This is a genomic window from Bacteroidota bacterium, from assembly GCA_016183775.1.
Taxonomy (GTDB): Bacteria; Bacteroidota; Bacteroidia; order JABDFU01; family JABDFU01; genus JABDFU01.
The window spans coordinates 70,874-90,049 of record JACPDY010000002.1; the positions used below are offsets into that span (position 1 = coordinate 70,874).

The following is a 19,176-nucleotide window of genomic DNA, read 5'->3' on the forward strand; positions in this document are numbered from 1 at the left end:
AAAATGTATCACTATTATTCACTAAAAACTCATGGAACCGTTAGATTAACATTAATACCACACCCATTTTTGTCTTTAATATTTATAGTGTAATTGCCCGGACAAAGTTGATTTTTATACCGGTTTATATATCCATCCGACCATGTATAAGTATACGGAGTTGTTCCTCCCGTAGCCGTGGTCATTATCCACTCCTTGCAGCCACAACCTGCACAGTTGGCTGTACCTTTTACAAATTGTCCAGCCAAAGCGGAAGGCGAAATTATTACAGCTGTTACAGTTGAGATACAGCTGCCTGCATCGGTAACTGTAATTGTATAAGAACCGGCAGTTATACCATTGAATTGATATGTGGCGAAAGTGCTTATGGCACTCACTCCTGTACTCCAGCTATAAGTATAAGGTCCGCTGCCATTACTTATTGTTACTGATACAGAACCTGTTCCGACACTGCATGCCGGGTTACTTAAAACAGTGCTTTGAGCTGATAAAGAACACGCGCAGCTGTTAACAACAATATTTTCAGTTAACGAATCTTTATTACACCCGTCATCAACAACCAGTTTTACAGCATAGGTTCCGGCAACAGCATATATAATACCTGAAGGATTTTGTTGGGCGGAAAAATTGGGTGTGCCACCTGCGAATGTCCAGCTATAAACAGGAACAGCACCGGAGCAGCTTGTGGTATAGCTTCCATTAAAATTTTGCGCTGAATTGGGACAAAAGCCGTTGTTGTTTGTAAATGCTATGGTGCCAACTGTTGGTGATCCGCACATGGAAGCACATAGCGATGCGATCACAAGATCATAACTTCCGGCATTTGTCGTTTGAAATGCGCCCGGAGTTACAGGAAAAACGGGAAATGCATATCCCAATAAGAAAACAGTGTTCTTATATATGGCTATACAATTACCGGGTAATGTTTCATCATCCTGCACAGAATTTCCCCCGACATAGGTTGAACAAATAAATTGCCCGTTAGGGTCGAAATGAGCAAAGAACAGATCTTCCTTCCCGCCGAAAACAGACTGGAATGCACAGGTGCCGATTGGCATATCAGATGAATATGTATCTCCTCCCAGATAAATGTCATTATTGCCATCCGTAATTACGCCATTACCCTCTTCCCTGCCGGCAGTACCTCCATAATAAGTCGACCATAAACGATTCCCGGCCGGATCAAATTTTATTATAAAGGCATCTGACGCTCCTTTCCGAATGATTTGAAACGCACCTGCCGTTACAGGAAGATCAGGAGAATAGGTCAATCCGGAAACTATAACATTCCCGATATTGTCAGTTGTTACACTTTGACCAAAGTCAAAATCGCTGCCTCCATAATAAGTGGCCCATAAGCGTCCGCCTGCCGGATTAAATTTGACTATATACGCATCTTCCTTTATTCCGTTAAGCGCTAACTGAAACGCCCCTGCTGATACAGGAAAATTTGCCGACTTTGTTTGTCCCGTTATTATGAAATTCCCACTGCTATCTGTGCTTATCGCATTATACATATATTCATCGGCAGTTCCTCCATAATAGGTGGCCCATAAGCGGTTGCCGGCAGAATTAAATTTCACAACAAAAGCATCCCACAGTCCGGCCTTTGTCAGCTGAAATGCTCCTCCCGTAACAGGAAAATTTGTCGATTCTGTACAGCCTGTTATAGCTATATTTCCACCTATATCAGCAACTACCCCAACCCCATAATCTCCTGAACTACCTCCATAAAAAGTCGCCCATAAACGGGCTCCTGCAGGGTTAAATTTTACCACAAATGCATCCGAAGTACCACCACCGGAAACACCCTGGAACGCCCCGGCCGTTACCGGAAAATCAGTCGAGTAAGTAATACCTGTAATGGATATTTCATTGCTCCCGCTTTTATCAACACAAATACCTCTGCCTTCTTCACCAAATGTTCCTCCATAATAGGTGGCCCATAAACGGTTACCTGCATTATTAAACTTTACCACAAAGGCATTAGAAAATGACTTTTGAACTACTTGAAACGCCCCGGCAGTTACGGGAAAATCGAATGAAGACGTTGCCCCCGTAATCACTATATTCCCATTATTATCCGTGTCTATGCCCTGCCCTTGCTCAACATCACTGCCACCGTAATAAGTGATCCAGGGGTCAACCACCAAAGGAAATGAAGAATTAAAAATTGAAAATAAAAAATGAACGATCACCTCATTGTTTGATAAATACTCAAGCCTGTATTCCGTTTTTACATCAATAATTTTCCCATTTATATTTTGATAAACCTTTGGCAATACTTCCGTCATTTCTGCAATGGAGTTTTTAATTCTTAATTCTCCATCTTTTATTTCCACCTCATCCGCTCCGCTATACTTTAACTTTATCTGATCCGGATTTCCTCCCGGTTTTACTATTATATCATATTTTAACCCCTGCCTGCGAGCCGGGGTGCCCTCCGGCTGGCAAGCCTGCCCTTTTGCCCCGTAATATTTCAAATCTATATTGTTATAAATATTCTTTATAATCACTTCATTATATGAATTCACTTTCAGTATTCCCTGCGGACAATGTGGATAATAATAATTAGAATAACCCTCCAACTGATCTCTCTCATATATCTCCGGGTCCCGGTTACAGTTTATAAAGTCAACATCCACACGATGGAAGTTCAGCTTTTGGTTTGCTATACGTTCTTGTTTTACATTCCTGACGGCAGCCTGGTTATTTTGCTCATCATTTCTATTGTTTCTTTCTATCTCTTCCTCCCGTTCGTCAGCTTCATGCATTATCTCTCCCAAATCACCCAGCACATAACTGAGACCGGTTTTACGCAGATATATCTGTGCTTCGCCTGCATTCCCTTTGTACAGCACTTCGGGGCAAAGATTACCACCCATATCAATTATCTGTCCATTATTTTTTGTAAAGCACAACCCATTTCCCCGCTCAGCCTCATGACCGCCCGGATGAGCAGTAGTAGTTCGCGCAGACTTCTCAAAATTACCTGCGGCAAATAAATTTCCCGATATAAAAACGACTGTAATGATAAAACTTTGCCTCATTTAAGACCGCTGATGATGCTATATTGCTTAGCAAATTAACTTAAAAATACACATAAAATCTCCACATTATATGGACATACATTTGCCCTTGACTTCTAGGTAATCAATTTCATAACTATTTTATCAACAAAACTGACAACAATGAACAAAAGAGTTATTTTTGAAAACTATTAATGATTGCTACGCATCGCACTATTTTTGCATGACAAAAAAAAACTACCTCGATGAATTAAACCCGGTGCAGCGGCAAGCTGTTGAATGCACTGAAGGCCCCGTTATGATCATTGCAGGAGCAGGTTCAGGGAAAACACGTGTTCTTACCTATCGTGTGGCACACCTCATAGAGAAAGGAATTGACCCTTTCAACATACTTGCTCTCACATTCACTAACAAGGCCGCGCGTGAAATGAAGGAGCGAATTGCAAAGATTACCGGTAACAATGCCCGTAATTTATGGATGGGCACCTTCCATTCGGTTTTCGCGAAAATATTACGCGTTGAAGCGGACAAAATAGGATACCCCAAAAATTTCACCATCTACGACACAGAGGATTCCAAAGGTCTGCTGAAGGATATTACCAAAGAACTCGGACTGGATGAAAAGATCTATAAACCCTCCCTGGTATACAATCGTATTTCGGCGGCTAAAAACATGCTGATATCGGCCCAGGCATATAACCTCAACGACCGCATTACTGAAGAAGACAGGATGAGCGCCAAGCCACGGATAGGAGAGATATACAGCAAATACAGCAACCGTTGCTTTAAAGCAGGGGCTATGGATTTTGACGATCTTCTTTTTAAAACAAACGTACTGCTGCGTGACTTTCCTGATGTACTTCACAAATACCAGGAAAAGTTCAAATATATTTTAGTTGACGAGTACCAGGATACTAACTTTTCTCAATACGTTATTGTTAAACAGCTGGCCGCACGTTTTGAAAATATTTGTGTGGTTGGTGACGACGCGCAAAGCATTTACGCGTTCCGCGGCGCGAACATTCAGAATATTCTGAATTTTGAAAAAGATTACCCTGACCTGAAGACATTTAAACTGGAACAAAACTACCGTTCAACAAAAACCATTGTCGGTGCGGCAAACAGTGTTATCGCGAACAATAAGGAACAGCTGGATAAAAAAGTATGGACAGAAAACGATCCCGGTGAAAAGATAAAAGTTACACGCGCACTGACTGACAACGAAGAGGGCATAAATGTGGCCTCTTCGATTTTTGAAACACGGGCGAATAAACAGGCCAGAAACGACGCGTTTGCCATACTGTACCGCACCAACGCACAATCGCGTGCTATGGAAGAAGCTTTACGCAAACTGAATATCCCCTATCGCATTTACGGAGGCTTATCATTTTATCATCGCAAAGAAATCAAGGATCTGCTGGCATACTTCCGTTTAGCGATCAACCCGCACGATGAAGAATCACTCAAGCGAATTATCAACTTCCCTGCACGTGGCATCGGACAAACAACCATAGATAAACTGATAGTCGCCGCTTCAGATAATGATGTAAGTATCTGGACAGCCATTGACAATATTATTGATTTCAAGTTGGACATTAATGCCGGAACAGCAAGTAAAATCAGCGACTTTGCCGCCATGATAAAAAGTTTTGGCGTTATGGTTATGAAAATATACAGGAACTGCTCAATGGGTTGAAGGAGTTTGTTGAAGAAAGTGGCGAGGGACAAGAGGCGGGGGACGAGGAAGGGGATAAGTCCGAAGTCCGAAGTCCGAAGTTCGAAGAAAAAGATGAGACAGGAGACAGGAGACAGGAGTTAGAAGAAGTGGCAGGAAGCAGGAAGCAGGAAGCAGAAAACACAACCGATGAAAATACTGGTCTCAAATCTCAAATCTCAAATCTCAAATCTCTTGACCTATTCATGCAGGACATCGCGTTACTTACCGATGCGGATAAAAAAACAGAAGGAGAAGAAGACCGTAACCGGGTTTCGCTGATGACCATACATGCGGCCAAAGGCCTTGAATTCCCTTATGTTTATATTGTGGGCCTGGAAGAGAATTTATTTCCCTCACAAATGGCTCTTAACTCGCGCGAGGAGTTGGAAGAAGAGAGACGGCTATTTTATGTAGCCTTAACCCGCGCCGAAAAACAGGTTACTTTAAGTTATGCTGTTACACGCTATCGCTGGGGTAATTTAATAAATTGTGAACCAAGCCGTTTTATTGATGAACTCGCAGAAGAACACCGTGAAATGCCTGCCCCACAAAGCAGGGAACATGAAGAAACCTGGGGCATTCAGACTAAACCATTTGTCAGAAAACAAAAAACACAGCAGGTTACAACAACAAAAGCATCCCCACCTAAAAATCTTGTTAAACTAAATGCTGCTTCACGATCAACCGGCAGCAATAACGATCCCGAAAATTTAAAAGACCTGCAAGCCGGCATGGAAGTGCATCACGAACGCTTTGGAACAGGAAAAGTAATAAGTATGGAAGGAGTGTTTCCGAATAACAAGGCAACGGTTTTGTTCCCTGTTGTCGGACAAAAACAATTGTTGCTAAGGTTTGCGAAGTTGAAAATTGTGTAAGCGTCAGGCTACCCTTGTCTCATCCCAGCCTGCCGGCAGCTATCGTGTGGACACAAATATGTGTGATTTTCAATCGAATATATTGATTTCGATCAAAAACACCGAAGGTGTAAAATTATTGTAGAATAAATTTGAAAGGAAATAAATTAAGGGAGGTTTTTCTGAAAGTGTGGGATTACTTAAGAATAAAATGATACAATTAAAACAACTTTGGGAAGAAAAACCGCTGAAACTTATCATTTTTGCCGGACTTTTCTTCAGGGCATTAGCCGTTATCTTCTCAAAAGGATTCGGCATGCACGACGATCATTTCCTGATCATTGAAGCCGCTCAATCCTGGGCCGATGGTTCCGACTACAATTATTGGCTCCCCGGCTCCGGCGCCACTCAGCCAAGCGGTCATAGTTTTTTTTATGTAGGATTACATTATTTTCTATTCCGCTTATTTAACCTTATCGGCTTTACTGATCCTGACGCTAAAATGTATGTTATACGTTTTCTGCATGCCGTATTTTCGGTGATCACTATCATACTTGGTTATAAAATAACCGAACATTATTCCGACAAAAAAAATGCGCGCACTGCGGGCTTGTTACTTGCCATTTATTGGTTCATGCCGATGCTTAGTGTACGCAACCTCGTGGAAGTGGTTTGTGTTCCCTTTTTATTATACGCAACCTGGCTCATCATTATAGCTGAATCAAACAACAAACAAACCACTTTTTTATATGCCGGATTAATTGCGGGCCTTGCTTTTTCAATTCGTTTTCAATCCCTGTTTTTTGTCGGCGGATTCGGATTATACCTGTTGATAAAAAAACAATTTAAACCAGCTATTCTGTTTGGGCTGGGCGCTTTTTCCTGTATGGCATTGATACAGGGCCTTATTGACTACAATACCTGGGGACGACCCTTCGCTGAGTTTTTTGAGTACGTTAATTACAATATGCACAGCCCTTATGCATACAGTACGCAGCCCTGGTACAATTACTTCCTTACATTAGGAGGGATCCTAATTCCGCCGGTAAGCCTGTTTCTGCTAATTGGTTATTTCAAACTCTGGAGAAAAAATTTACTGCTCTTTCTGCCTGCATTCCTTTTCCTCGCCTTTCATTCCTACTTTCCCAATAAACAAGAGCGCTTTATATTTCCGATCGTCCCGTTCATCATTATGCTTGGCATTATCGGATGGAATGAATTTATTGATAAGTCAGGCTTTTGGCAAAAGCGGCAAAAATTATTGCGAGGCTGTTGGATATTTTTTTGGGCATTGAACATATTATCCCTGTTATTCATTACCTGCTCTTACTCCAAGCGCAATCGCGTAGAGGCGATGTTATACCTGCAAACAAAGGGCGATGTAAAGAACCTGATCATTGAGGACAGTAATCGTAATGACTGGATGATGCCTCCTTTGTTTTATCTGAAAAAATGGATATCTCCTTATGGAGTAACGCAAATATTAACACATGACACACTTAAATTTAATTTGCGCACCGTGCCTGTTCCTAAACGGCCCAATTATGTGATTTTTATGCAGGCCGAGAACCTTGATAAACGTGTGGCTGATTTCCGGAAAAATTATGCAACGCTTAAATACGAAACTACTGTAGAACCGGGTTCAATGGACAGATTGCTTCATTGGTTAAACCCAAACAATGAAAACAATACCAGCACCATATATAAAATAGAAAAAGTGCTGCCCGATACAATTCGTTGATAATGGACCTCATTTTCTTAACCATTTTCGCTTTCATCGCGGGCTTTATTGACTCAGTAGTCGGAGGCGGCGGACTCATACAAATGCCCGCGTTTTTTATTTTCTTTCCCCAGCTGTCTGTTGCAACTGTATATGGAAGCAATAAATTTGCAGCCTTTTCAGGCACATCTGTTGCCGCGTTCCGTTATGCAAAAAACACACGCATCCCATGGGATGCGGTGATGCCGGCACTTATAACGGCTTTTATTTTTTCCATCCTGGGGGCAAGCGTTGTAAGCCTGATCAACAAAGAAGTTATCAAACCCATAGTGCTGAGCCTGCTTATTGCAGTCGCCATTTATACATTTACCAAAAAAGAGTTCGGCCTGCATCACGTTCCAAAGCTGGACAAAAACAAAACACTTCTGTATTCATTACTCACCGGTGCGGCACTTGGTTTTTACGACGGGTTCTTTGGCCCTGGTACAGGCAGTTTCCTGATCATGATATTCATTAGTGTGTTCGGATTTAATTTTCTTATTGGATCCGCTTCTGCCAAGCTGGTGAATTGCGCCACCAACATTTCAGCGCTTGTCTTTTTTATATATATGGGGCAGGTCCGTTATGATATTGCTATTCCAATAGCCTTAAGCAACATGGCCGGATCGTGGATCGGTGCACGCATGGCCCTTAAAAAAGGGAGCGGGTTTGTACGTGTTCTTTTCCTGGTAATTGTTACAGGAATGATAATCAAATTCGGGTATGATATTTTCTTCGGGGAAACACAACGATAAACAAATAAAAATCACTACAATCTTAAAAAAGGAAAACCTTTATGGAACGGAACTAAGTCCATTTATACCATCGGTATTACTTTCTCCTTTGCCATCTAATGATCACGGTACACTCAAATTAACATTTATATTACACCCGTTTTTATCTTTAATATTTACGCTATAATTACCCGGGCAAAGCTGGTTTTTATACCTGTTGCTGTAACCGCCCGGCCAGGTATAACTATATGGGCTGGTGCCGCCTGTTGCAGTTACCATTACCCATTCCTTGCAACCACAGCCGGTACAGTTGGCTGTTCCCTTAGTAAATTGCCCGACTAATGCACATCCACATGGGTTAACAGTAATATAATTGGCTTTTGTAACACTATCTTTTTTACAAATTGTGGTAACTACTAATTTAACATCGTGTGTACCGATACCGGAAAATGTTACGGTAGGCTTTACCGAGTCTGAACTTGCAGGATTGCCTCCGGCAAATTCCCAATGAAATTTATAGTCAGTGGTATCGCAGGAGTTATTTATTGCCGGAGTAAATTTAACGGGTGTATTTATACATGTATTGGTAGTGCCGGAAGTGTAGGTTAAATCGAGGACTTTACCTTCACAAATATTAGCGCATAATGAGGCTACAAAGGCATCGCTACCTCCGGAATAATACGGAACAAAAGGGCCGGCATAAGTTGTTTGGAAAGCACCTGTTGTTACAGGGTATCCGCCATCTGTAGCACCAGTGATATATATTGAATTACCATATACAGTTATTCCTCCTCCTGGTTCCAGATCATCCTCCCCTGTACCACCCATATATGTTGCACATAATTTTTTACCGGCCGGGGTAAATTTCACTATTAGCTGGTCTTCGATAAAGGGCGATCCGCTGGGATTTGTACTTGAGCCTCCGTTAAATACCGGTTGATAGCTGCAAACATCAACAAGCGAAGCGGTAGCAACATCTTCTCCCTCCATCAGTAAATAAATGTTATTATTTATATCCGTTGTAACGCTATTTCCAGTTTCATCAACACTTGTTCCATAAAAAGTCGCCCACAAACGGGTACCTGATGGATCGAATTTCACCAAATAGGCATCCCGGATACCCCCTATGACCATCTGGAATCCACTCTGGACAGGGAAATTAGCCGAAGTAGTCCATCCTGTAATAAGCACGTTGTCTGCCATGTCTATAGCTATACCCTGTCCCTGGTCGTCCCCGCTTCCCCCGCAAAAAGTGGCCCATAGGCGGGTTCCTAATGGATCGAATTTCACCACAAAAGCATCATTAAAACCACCACCGAAGGCTATCTGGAATGCACCGGGGGTTATAGGAAAACCAGTTGATGGTGATATTGTACGCCCAGTAATAACCACGTTGCCGCTTTGGTCCGTAGCTATGTCGGAACCCGAATCATATGAAGCTCCCCCATAATAAGTAGCCCACAAGAGCGTTCCGGCTGCGTTAAACTTCACTGTAAAAATATCAAAGCTTCCTCCTAAAATCATCTGGAATCCGCTCAAAACAGGAAAATCGACTGACTCAGTCTCCCCGGTTATAACCACGTTGCCAGCAATATCTGTGGCGATACCAAAAGATCTATCGCCTTTAATCCCCCCGCAAAAGGTTGCCCAAATCCGTGTTCCGGCAGCATCAAACTTTGCCACAAAGGCATCATCATTAAAAGCGCCGCCACCCTTAAATGACATTTGGAATCCGCCAAGAACCGGGAAATCGGAGGATTGAGTTTGTCCGGTGATAACAACATTTCCGGAAATATCCGCGGCAATGCCAAAGGCTTTGTCACCATCACTCCCTCCATAAAAGGTTGCCCAAATCCGTGTTCCTGCAGAATTAAACTTCACAACGAATGCATCCCATACCCCGCCGTAAACTACCTGGAATGCGCCAGGGACAACCGGGAAACCCGCTGAAGAAGTATACCCTGCAATAAAAACGTTACCTGCATTGTCTGTATCAATTCCCGTACTATATTCTGTAGCGCTCCCTCCATAATAAGTGGCCCAGGGATCAATGATCAAAGGATGTTCCGGGTTCCAGGTTCCAAGTTCAAAGGTTACTTCGTAGATATGAGATATGAGATTTGAGATTTGAGACTTTTTTGTATTGTTATTTTTTTCTCTCACATCTAATATCTCAAATCTCATATCTAACTTATACTCAGCTTTTACATCAACAATTTTCCCGTTAATATTCTGATAAACTTTTGGTATTGACTCGGTGAACTCGTTTACGCTGGTTTTAATTACCAGGTGGCCTTCACGATTTATATATATGTTTTCAGCGCCTTTCCAATGTAGTTTTATTTGGCTGGGATCCGCATGGGGTTGTACAATTATGTCATATTTTAAACCATGTGCTGCGCTGCCGCCATATGCTACGTCAATGTTGTTGTATATGTTTTTGTATGTTATCTTATTGTATTGTTTTACGTTGTTAATGCCTTGCGGGCAATGGGCGTAGTAATAGTTGTTGCATCCATCCAATTCCCTTTCATTAATAAGCCTGCAGTTAGTATTGGCTCCGGCAAAATCCATATCAACCCTGTGCACTTTAATTTTTTCATCGCGCATTAATTCATCTTGTTTTATATATTCATCGGCTTCGGTTAATGTTCCGGCATTAATTAATGTTTCCACTTTTTCGTGTACTTCGTGCATTATTTCAGCCATATTGCTGTATACATAGCTTATGCCGGTTTTACGTAAATAAATATCCGCCCTGCCTCCATCTAATTTGTATAAAATATCGGGGCAGGGTTTGCCATCCATGTCGGCTACCTGGCCTTTGTTGGGAGTAAAGCAGAGGCCATTGCCGCGAAGTGAACGGGTTTGCTCAGCGGCGCCAGCCATTGAAACCGGGTTACGCTGCGCAAAAGTTACAAGCTGCAAGAGAAATAAATAAAGTATAAACTTATTTTGCATATCTGTTCAGTAATTATGGAGTGTTGATCTCAACATTTGCACTGCACCCATTTTTATCTTTAATTTTTATAGTGTAATTGCCCGGGCAAAGTTGATTCTTATATCTTTTATCATATCCGTCGGGCCAGGTATAACTGTAAGGGCTTAGGCCGCCAGTGGCGTTTAGAATTATCCATTCTTTGCAACCACAACCCGTACAATTTGCAGTGCCTTTGGTAAATTGACCACTTAAGGGTGGAGGGGCGGCTATTACAGTTGTTGTAATGGCACTACATCCATTAGCATCAGTTACCGTTAATTCATAATTGCCTTCGGAAAGCCCGGTAATACTGCCTGTAGTGGAGCCATTATTCCAACTATAGGTATAGGCGGGAGTACCGCCTTGTACGCTGCTAATCACCTGTCCATTTGAATTATTGTAGCATGCCAGGTCAGTCGGGGTAAGTGTAATGCTCAATAATGGCGGCTCTGTAATTGTAATAGTTTTTGACGATAATGCTCCCGTATTATCAGAAATGGTTACTGTATATACACCGGCTGTCAAATTACTTATTGTTTGTGTGTTACCTCCAATTGGCGACCATGTGTATGAAAATGGAGCTGTGCCGAAAACAACTGTTGCAGTGGCTGCGCCTGTATTTTTACCTTTACATTTAACATCTATACCCACGATCTGGAATTCTAATGGAGTACACAGAACATTACTTGAAATTATGACCGAAGTGGAAACCAAAGAAAGTGTATTTTGTACACCTGAGCTTTTAGGCGTTGTTGATAAAACAGCCTTGGTAGCTATTGCAGAAGATGGCAGTACAAAATTAGGTGTTTCACAATGAATTAAACCTTGCGGATCAGTTTTTAAAAACAAATTAGATCCGTCTACAAGCGCATATCCCAAATCAGCAGTTTGTCTAATCCCGGTGGCTGGTTGGATTGAAAAAGAACTATACGTCCTTGACCAAAGCAAATTAAGATTGGCGTCAGCTTTAATCAGGTAAAGCTTAAATCCGGTTTGGTATCCCCCGCCCGTACCAACAAATTCACCGTTACCGGTAACATCAATAGAGGAAAAGCCAAGTTGCTCCCAGGCATTAGCAGCTTTATATGTATTTACTTTACCCATGTCTCCGTTAGCATTTATTTTTAAAAACAGAGATTCGCTTGGCAGTACATCGCCACCAGCAAATCCGCCTATTATATAACCAGTTGGTATTTCCCACACTTCCCTTCCGGATGAAACAAACCCTGCGGGACAATTAACATGATATTCCTGTTGCCACGTTATTGCACCTAAGGAAGTTAATTTAATAAGATGAACATTACTACTTCCTTGCTCATCCCCGGTATTACCGGTTAATATATAACCCCCATCAAGCGTTTGTTTAATATTTTGAGCACTCGCCATACCACCGGATAACGTCAATACTTTATCCCACTGTTGGTTCCCTGAATTATCTGTCTTAATAATGTATATATCTCCATACAGGGGGCCAAGAGCGCTGAAGTTTTTCGATCCGCAAATAATATATCCACCATCGCCGGTCTGCTCCACCCACAAGCCTATATCGTTCGTATTTCCACCATAACTTTTCGACCATTGAACAACACCCAAACCATCGGTTTTAACTAAAAGAACATGCTCATCTGTTCCAAAAAATGGGGAGGTACGGTAGGATCCGGTTATAATAAACCCACCATCGGTAGTTTGCTGAACACATTTTAAATAAACTAATGCCTCTGTGTTTGGAGTAGCACTTTCGGCCAAAAATTTTGACCAAACAGGAATACCCAGGCTATTGGTTCTGGAATATTTGTTATTGGAAAACATATTCGATGCCAATAAAAAATAATCTGAATTAGACAATTCACGCTGGCAACTTAAACCCGAAAAAAGATATGAATTTTTAAAGTCAACTTGTGATTTTAGTGTAAATGATATTAACCCCCAAAGCACAGTTATCGCATATGTCTTCAGGCTAAAGTGGAACATTTGAGTTTAAAAATAGGATGTGTTTAAAGTTGTTAATTCAAAAGTAGAATATGATTTTTTTTAATTTGTCGCAGTGTAAGCTTCCCTGTTCATAGAGCCATTGGGTCTTATTAAAATTTAACTTTTGACAACTTCAACCTAAAATTATGGTAAAACCAAATGTATACCAAACCAGTTGAAGGATGATTATTACGTGTTCAGTCTCCAATTGGGAAAAGTAGATATTATATCATGGAGCACTCAAATTAACATCTATACTACACCCATTTTTATCTTTAATTTTTATAGTGTAATTCCCCGGGCAAAGTTGATTCTTATATCTTTTATCATATCCATCGGGCCACGTATAAATGTAAGGGTTTGTGCCGCCAGTGGCGTTTATCATTATCCATTCTTTACAACCGCAACCGGCACAGTTTGCGGTGCCTTTGGTAAATTGACCAACTAAATTACACACTGTGCAAGGATTAATAGTAATGTTTATGTCTTTGACAGCGCTATCGCAGGTGGTTTTTGCTTTTAGCTGCGCGGTATAATTGCCGGGTGTTGCATACACTATACCTGTTGGATTTTGGTTGCCTGAAGCAGCGGGGCCGCCGCCGGGGAAACTCCAGGAATAGCTAACAACGCTGTTATCACAGCTAACAGAAAAATTACCTGTAAAATTTATTGGTATATTGTTGCATACAGCACTTGCGCTTGCCGAAGCGGCAAGTGTGGCTATTTTATCGAAGCCGCAACTGTTTTTGTACAGTTGGGCTACAAAGGCATCAAAAGGCCCCCCTCCATAAACAGTTTGATGCGCCCCGGGAGTAACAGGGTAAGAACCTCCGGTATATCCTGTCATATATACATAGCAGCCATAGAGGGCAATAGTGCACTCCTCATCATTGGGTACTGCCGAACCGCCAACATAGGAGGAGCAAACTAAAGATCCATCGGGCTTAAAATGAGTTACAAAGCCGTCTTCCGAAATACCCCCTGCTAAGTTTTGCTGCCAGGCGCATGCAGTGGTGGGAAAATTTGTACTGTAGGTATCTCCGGATACATAAACGTCATTCGTAAGTTGATCTACCGCGACAGACCGTGCATAATCTTGATCCGTTCCACCCAGATAGCTCGCCCATAAGCGACTTCCAGCCCCGTTAAATTTCACAAGATAGGCATCCTGAATACCACCAAAAACATTTTGAAATCCACCGGCAGCAATACCGGCAGTACTAAAAGTAAACCCAGCCATATACACATTTCCTGATGCATCGGTGGCCACGCTTCTTCCCTGATCACTACTCGTTCCACCGTAATAAGTTGCCCATAAGCGATTTCCAGCCCCGTTAAATTTCACAAGATAGGCATCCTGAATACCACCAAAAACATTTTGAAATCCACCTGCGGCAATGCCGCTAGTACTGTTGGTTCCCCCTGTCATATATATATTTCCTGCCCCGTCTGTCGTAACACCATAGCCATAATCAGGTTCCGTTCCACCATAATAAGTAGCCCAGTCACAAACTCCTGCGCTATTAAATTTCACAAGAAAGGCATCATTAAAACCACCCAAAATATTTTGAAAGCTCCCTGCTGAAGCGATACCGGCAGTGCTTCTGGTTTGGCCGGCTAAATACACATTTCCCGAGGCATCGGTGGTTACGCTATTGCCATAATCAGTTTCCGTTCCACCATAATAAGTAGCCCAGTCACGAACTCCTGCGCTATTAAATTTCACAAGAAAGGCATCATTAAAACCACCCAAAATATTTTGAAAGCCCCCGGCAGCGATGCCGGCAGTGCTGTTGGTTTGGCCGGTTAAATATACATTGCCCGAGGCATCGGTGGCTACGCTGTTGCCATAATCAGTTCCCGTTCCACCATAGTAAGTTGCCCAAAGGCGGGCCCCGGCTCCGTTAAATTTCACAAGGAAAGCATCCCCTCCGCCGTCATAAATATTTTGAAAGCTCCCTGCTGAAGCGATGCCGGCAGTGCTATAGGTACTGCCTGTCATATAAACATTTCCCGATGCATCGGTGGCTATCCTGTTACCATAATCAACACCAGTTCCACCATAATAGGTTACCCAGGGGTCAATCACTAAGGGGAGTGAAGAATTAAAAGTTGAAAATAAAAAATTAATAATGGCTTCGCCTTCGGATATATGGGTTAAAACATATTTAGTTTTTACATCAACAATTTTCCCGTTTATGTTTTGATAAACTTTTGGTATTGATTCGATAAACTCATTCACGCTTGTTTTAATCACTAAGCTTGTGGTGAGCCCAGTCGAACCATTGCCTTCGCGGTTAATGTGTATGCTTTCAGCGCCTTTCCAGTGGAGTTTTATTTGATTAGGGTCTGCGTGAGGTTGTACGATGAGGTCGTATTTTAACCCCTTTTCGCTGCTTCCCCTTCGACCTTGCTCAGGGCAGGCATAATAACTAACATCAATACCATTGTAAACATTTTTGCAGGTTACTTTGTTGTATTGTTTTACGTTTAATACTCCATCAGGGCAATGCGCGTAGTAGTAATTGTTGTAACCCGCTATTTCATCTTCGTCTATCGCTTTAATGTTAGCGTTACAATTAATAAAGTCCATATCCACCTGGTAAACTTTAATACTTTCTTTTTGTACCAACTCCTGTTCCCATTCACCTTCTGTTTTCCCTCCCAAGCCTTCTTTGGAGTGTTCTATCTCCTCTACCTTTTCATGTACTTCGTACATTACTTCAGCCATATTGCTGAATACATAGCTGATGCCGGTTTTTCGCAGGTATATATTGGACCCGTTTCCTTCACCTTTGTATAATACATCGGGACGGAGCCTGCCGTTTCTGTCGGCTATTTGTCCTTTGTTTGGAGTGAATCGAAGGCCGCTGCCGAGTAGGTTTTGAGCAATTTGTGATCGTTCCTTTTCAGCAGACACATGCCTGGCTTTATCGTTATTCGCAAAGAAATTGCTCATTAGTATAAATACCAGGATGAAGAGATATATGCGTTTCATGAATAAATATTAGAATTTGTTATTAACTAATAGTCCGGTAGTTTTTTCATCCATGAAATTTCTGAATGCTCGATTTAATAATATGTTCACGATCTTATATGATATTTTAATTTAACTTGGCTCAGAACCCGAGTTGCATTTAATTCAAAACAGACCTAAATGAACAAAAAACAGCATATTTTAGCATTAAAAAACTACCGGACTATTTATTTATGAAACCTTCATTTAAATGAAGTCGTTTCAATCTTGAAAATCTATTTAAACAAATATTAGTAACAATTTTTTGTAACCAACTAAATTTCAGAGACCTTCTTTTCCTATGGACAAAACTCCAATGATAGACATCTAAAACGCGTGAGCCATGCACAGTGTTCAATAAAGAATAAAACGGAACATGCAATTCCTTTGAAATCCGTTCAAGGGTTCTTACGTTCATCTCACAAGGTTTAAAAGCAGTACAAAATTCTTGCTCTGAAATATTAATGGAGTCGGCAAATTCACGAAGGGTCATATTCCTTTCTTTCAATGCCTTTATTAGCATTTCGTTTAATCGCATCTTTTCTCCTCCTTTCCGTTTCGCAAAATAAACAGTTGATGTAAAAGATGCAGTATAATTTGATCTGGCAAAACAGCTATATATCGGAATTCTTAATACTTTGCAAATCTGTTCAAGAGTTCTTAAATCGAGTTTATTGGGATCAAGATCGCCTTGCAATTCGGCTTCCGAAACATTAATATATTCTGCAAAATCTGATAGGGTGATATCCTTTTCTTTCAGAAATTCTGCAATTTGTTGTTTAATAGATGTTTTCATAGTCGAGCAGAAAAAAGTTAACGATTCGCGGCACACTCAAGATGCAGTTATATCGTTCAGATTTTTAGAAGTGTCCTAAAGTTCAATAAATAGACCTCTAAAGTCAATTCAAAAAAATGTAGAATTTAAAAGTCAAGTGGGAAGGATATATTCGATATTTGAATTAATTTACTTGTTCTTTTTGTATTCAGGGAATAATATTGTTCACAATAATGAGCCTGATTAGCCTTATTTCATTCGATTTCCCTTCGAATTAATAAATTTGATTATCAATCCGGATTAATTAATGTCATTTATGAAATCTTAAGTATTATGCAAAAATTAATACGTTATGATAAACTATATGCAATTTAATCTGACGGGTGTTCAATATGTAAAGTATTAGCTTTACACAAAAAACATACATTCATGACAGAGCAAGAAGACATATTTGATTTGATCCGATCGTTATCGCAAACGGAAAAAAGATATTTTAAGATATTCTCTTCCCGGCATATTATTGGCAAGGAGAATGACTATGTGAAATTGTTTAATGCCATTGATAAACAAAAACACTATGATGAAAAATCATTGATTAATAGTTTACAGGGAAGAACAATAAAGGATAATTTTCATGTAGCGAAGAATTATTTATATAAAATGATCCTGAAAAGCATGCGCGGGTACAGATTGGATGGTGATATTGATAATAATATAAATGGGTTGATAAATGACGCAATTTTTCTGTATGATAAATTATTATACGCACAATCTTTAAGATTATTAAAAAGGGTAAAAAAACTGGCTTACCGCTATGAAAGATTCACAGATATATTAAGAATTATTAATATGGAAAGGAAAATCACCGTAAGTATGGTACTTCAGGAAGATATAATGGAAAAGTATAAAAATATAGAAAAAGAAGAACGTAATGTACTCGAATTACTTCAGAATATTTCTGAATATAAAAATCTTTCAATCCAGATTCATGCCCTCATAGTTAAAAATGGTGAAGTGAAAAATCCGGAAGGAAAGAAAATAGTAATAAAAAAAATAGGGCCAAAGGTATTGACAGACGAAAGTAAAGCGCTTAGCTATACAGCAAAATGTTTTTTTTACGATGCAATTTCTTTTTATTATAAGTTACTGGCTGACTACCAAAAAAGCTATGAGTATCGTAAAAAGAGATTACAACTTTTTGACCTATACCCGGAACAACAAATGGCAGATGAAAATAATTATATTGCTGTTTTTCATAATCTGATGGGCATATGTGTTCTCCTTGATAAACCTGATGAGTTCATGGAATATTTAATAAATATCAGAAAAATAGACTTTTCCACCATACGGTTAAAGGCTAAGGCATTTCTGTCATCATATCTTAACGAAACAGATTTCTATCTCAGTAAAAAAGAATTTGCGAAAGCTCTGTATCTTGTGCCTCAAGTAACTAAAGGACTGAATCTATATCGGGGAAAGTTCAACAAATATGATGAAGTCATATTATATTATAACCTTGCTTACTGTTATTTATTTGAAGAACAATATAGTAAATCTTTATACTGGCTTAATTTATTGCTTAATGATCCGCAAGCAAAAATAAGTCCCTCTTTTTACTCTTTCTCTCTTATTCTAAATATTATAATATATTATGAACAAGGCAATATTGAACTTTTGCCTTACCTTTTAAAATCTACTCACCGCCATTTAACCAATACAAACCAGTTATATAAAACCGAAATTTATTTTCTGGATTTTTTCAAGAAATTATTAAAATCATCAAAACATTTTGATTTGAAAAAAGAACTAATAAAACTTAAAGACGACATTCAGTCATTAAAAGCTCCCCATGAAAAACAAGTGTTACAATATTTTGATTTTGTTTATTGGATCGACAAAAAAATAGAGAAAATAGTGCGATAGTAATTTTAGTAAGTAATGAAACGGTTGAATGTGTACCAAACCAGGAAAAAAGAACTATTTTTCTTATGTACAGTTAAATTACCATTTATACTGCACCCATTTTTGTCTTTAATATTTATGGTGTAAGTTCCCGGGCAAAACTGATTTTTATATCTGGCTATATGATCACCTGAACAGGTATATAATACTAAACCGCTAACAAGTATAGTAAATAATTACTACCTTAGCATTCCAAAAAAGGGATGCGCCTACTACACTTAAAATCACACTTAACTGCAAAGCAGTTAAAAGAAAAGCTGAATACGGAGAAAGATGTCCGGCTGTTCAGGTATTGGCAGTTGTTATATATTGTTAGTACAAATCCAGGGAAAAGCGATATTGATTATGCAGGGATGGTGGCTATGGGAAAGGATAATGT

At 40.1% G+C, this 19,176-nt stretch carries 9 protein-coding genes and 1 pseudogene; 5 read left to right on the forward strand and 5 right to left on the reverse strand.

Annotated elements, in window-relative coordinates:
- Positions 1-29: 29 nt before the first annotated feature.
- Positions 30-3,050: a hypothetical protein gene (locus tag HYU69_00530; GenBank protein ID MBI2268822.1), complete on the reverse strand. Its 3,021-nt coding sequence runs from the start codon at positions 3,048-3,050 to the stop codon at positions 30-32.
- A gap of 277 nt (positions 3,051-3,327) precedes the next feature.
- On the opposite strand from HYU69_00530, the pseudogene HYU69_00535 reads away from it, so the two are divergent.
- From HYU69_00535 to HYU69_00545, 3 genes and pseudogenes are all read left to right on the forward strand, one after another.
- Positions 3,328-5,621 (forward strand): annotated as a pseudogene (locus tag HYU69_00535) (UvrD-helicase domain-containing protein).
- 190 nt (positions 5,622-5,811) lie between these two features.
- Complete coding sequence (locus HYU69_00540; protein ID MBI2268823.1) at positions 5,812-7,341, forward strand: glycosyltransferase family 39 protein; 1,530 nt, start codon at positions 5,812-5,814, stop codon at positions 7,339-7,341.
- Between the two features lie 2 nt (positions 7,342-7,343).
- Positions 7,344-8,114, forward strand: coding sequence for a TSUP family transporter (locus HYU69_00545; GenBank protein MBI2268824.1), 771 nt, complete (start codon positions 7,344-7,346; stop codon positions 8,112-8,114).
- Between the two features lie 102 nt (positions 8,115-8,216).
- Here HYU69_00545 and HYU69_00550 read toward each other — a convergent pair whose 3' ends face one another.
- The 4 genes from HYU69_00550 to HYU69_00565 form a co-directional block, all read right to left on the reverse strand.
- Complete coding sequence (locus HYU69_00550; GenBank protein ID MBI2268825.1) at positions 8,217-11,054, reverse strand: SBBP repeat-containing protein; 2,838 nt, start codon at positions 11,052-11,054, stop codon at positions 8,217-8,219.
- Between the two features lie 13 nt (positions 11,055-11,067).
- Complete coding sequence (locus HYU69_00555) at positions 11,068-13,044, reverse strand: SprB repeat-containing protein (GenBank protein MBI2268826.1); 1,977 nt, start codon at positions 13,042-13,044, stop codon at positions 11,068-11,070.
- Positions 13,045-13,273: 229 nt separating this feature from the next.
- The gene (locus HYU69_00560) at positions 13,274-16,042 is read right to left on the reverse strand and encodes an SBBP repeat-containing protein (GenBank protein ID MBI2268827.1); all 2,769 of its coding nucleotides are present in this window, start codon (positions 16,040-16,042) and stop codon (positions 13,274-13,276) included.
- Between the two features lie 202 nt (positions 16,043-16,244).
- Positions 16,245-16,856, reverse strand: coding sequence for a helix-turn-helix transcriptional regulator (locus tag HYU69_00565; protein MBI2268828.1), 612 nt, complete (start codon positions 16,854-16,856; stop codon positions 16,245-16,247).
- A 408-nt stretch (positions 16,857-17,264) separates the two neighbouring features.
- On the opposite strand from HYU69_00565, the gene HYU69_00570 reads away from it, so the two are divergent.
- Together HYU69_00570 and HYU69_00575 are read left to right on the forward strand one after the other, a co-directional pair.
- Complete coding sequence (locus HYU69_00570) at positions 17,265-18,758, forward strand: hypothetical protein (GenBank protein ID MBI2268829.1); 1,494 nt, start codon at positions 17,265-17,267, stop codon at positions 18,756-18,758.
- A 242-nt stretch (positions 18,759-19,000) separates the two neighbouring features.
- On the forward strand, positions 19,001-19,176 hold a 176-nt coding region (locus HYU69_00575), incomplete at its 3' end, for a hypothetical protein (protein ID MBI2268830.1).

Excerpts from the sequence above, each read along its gene's own strand:
- HYU69_00530 (MBI2268822.1), bottom strand. The coding sequence starts at position 3,050 with ATGAGGCAAAGTTTTATCATTACAGTCGTTTTTATATCGGGAAATTTA.
- HYU69_00560 (MBI2268827.1), bottom strand. The coding sequence starts at position 16,042 with ATGAAACGCATATATCTCTTCATCCTGGTATTTATACTAATGAGCAAT.
- HYU69_00540 (MBI2268823.1), top strand. The coding sequence starts at position 5,812 with ATGATACAATTAAAACAACTTTGGGAAGAAAAACCGCTGAAACTTATC.
- HYU69_00545 (MBI2268824.1), top strand. The coding sequence starts at position 7,344 with ATGGACCTCATTTTCTTAACCATTTTCGCTTTCATCGCGGGCTTTATT.
- HYU69_00570 (MBI2268829.1), top strand. The coding sequence starts at position 17,265 with ATGACAGAGCAAGAAGACATATTTGATTTGATCCGATCGTTATCGCAA.
- HYU69_00565 (MBI2268828.1), bottom strand. The coding sequence starts at position 16,856 with ATGAAAACATCTATTAAACAACAAATTGCAGAATTTCTGAAAGAAAAG.
- HYU69_00555 (MBI2268826.1), bottom strand. The coding sequence starts at position 13,044 with ATGTTCCACTTTAGCCTGAAGACATATGCGATAACTGTGCTTTGGGGG.
- HYU69_00550 (MBI2268825.1), bottom strand. The coding sequence starts at position 11,054 with ATGCAAAATAAGTTTATACTTTATTTATTTCTCTTGCAGCTTGTAACT.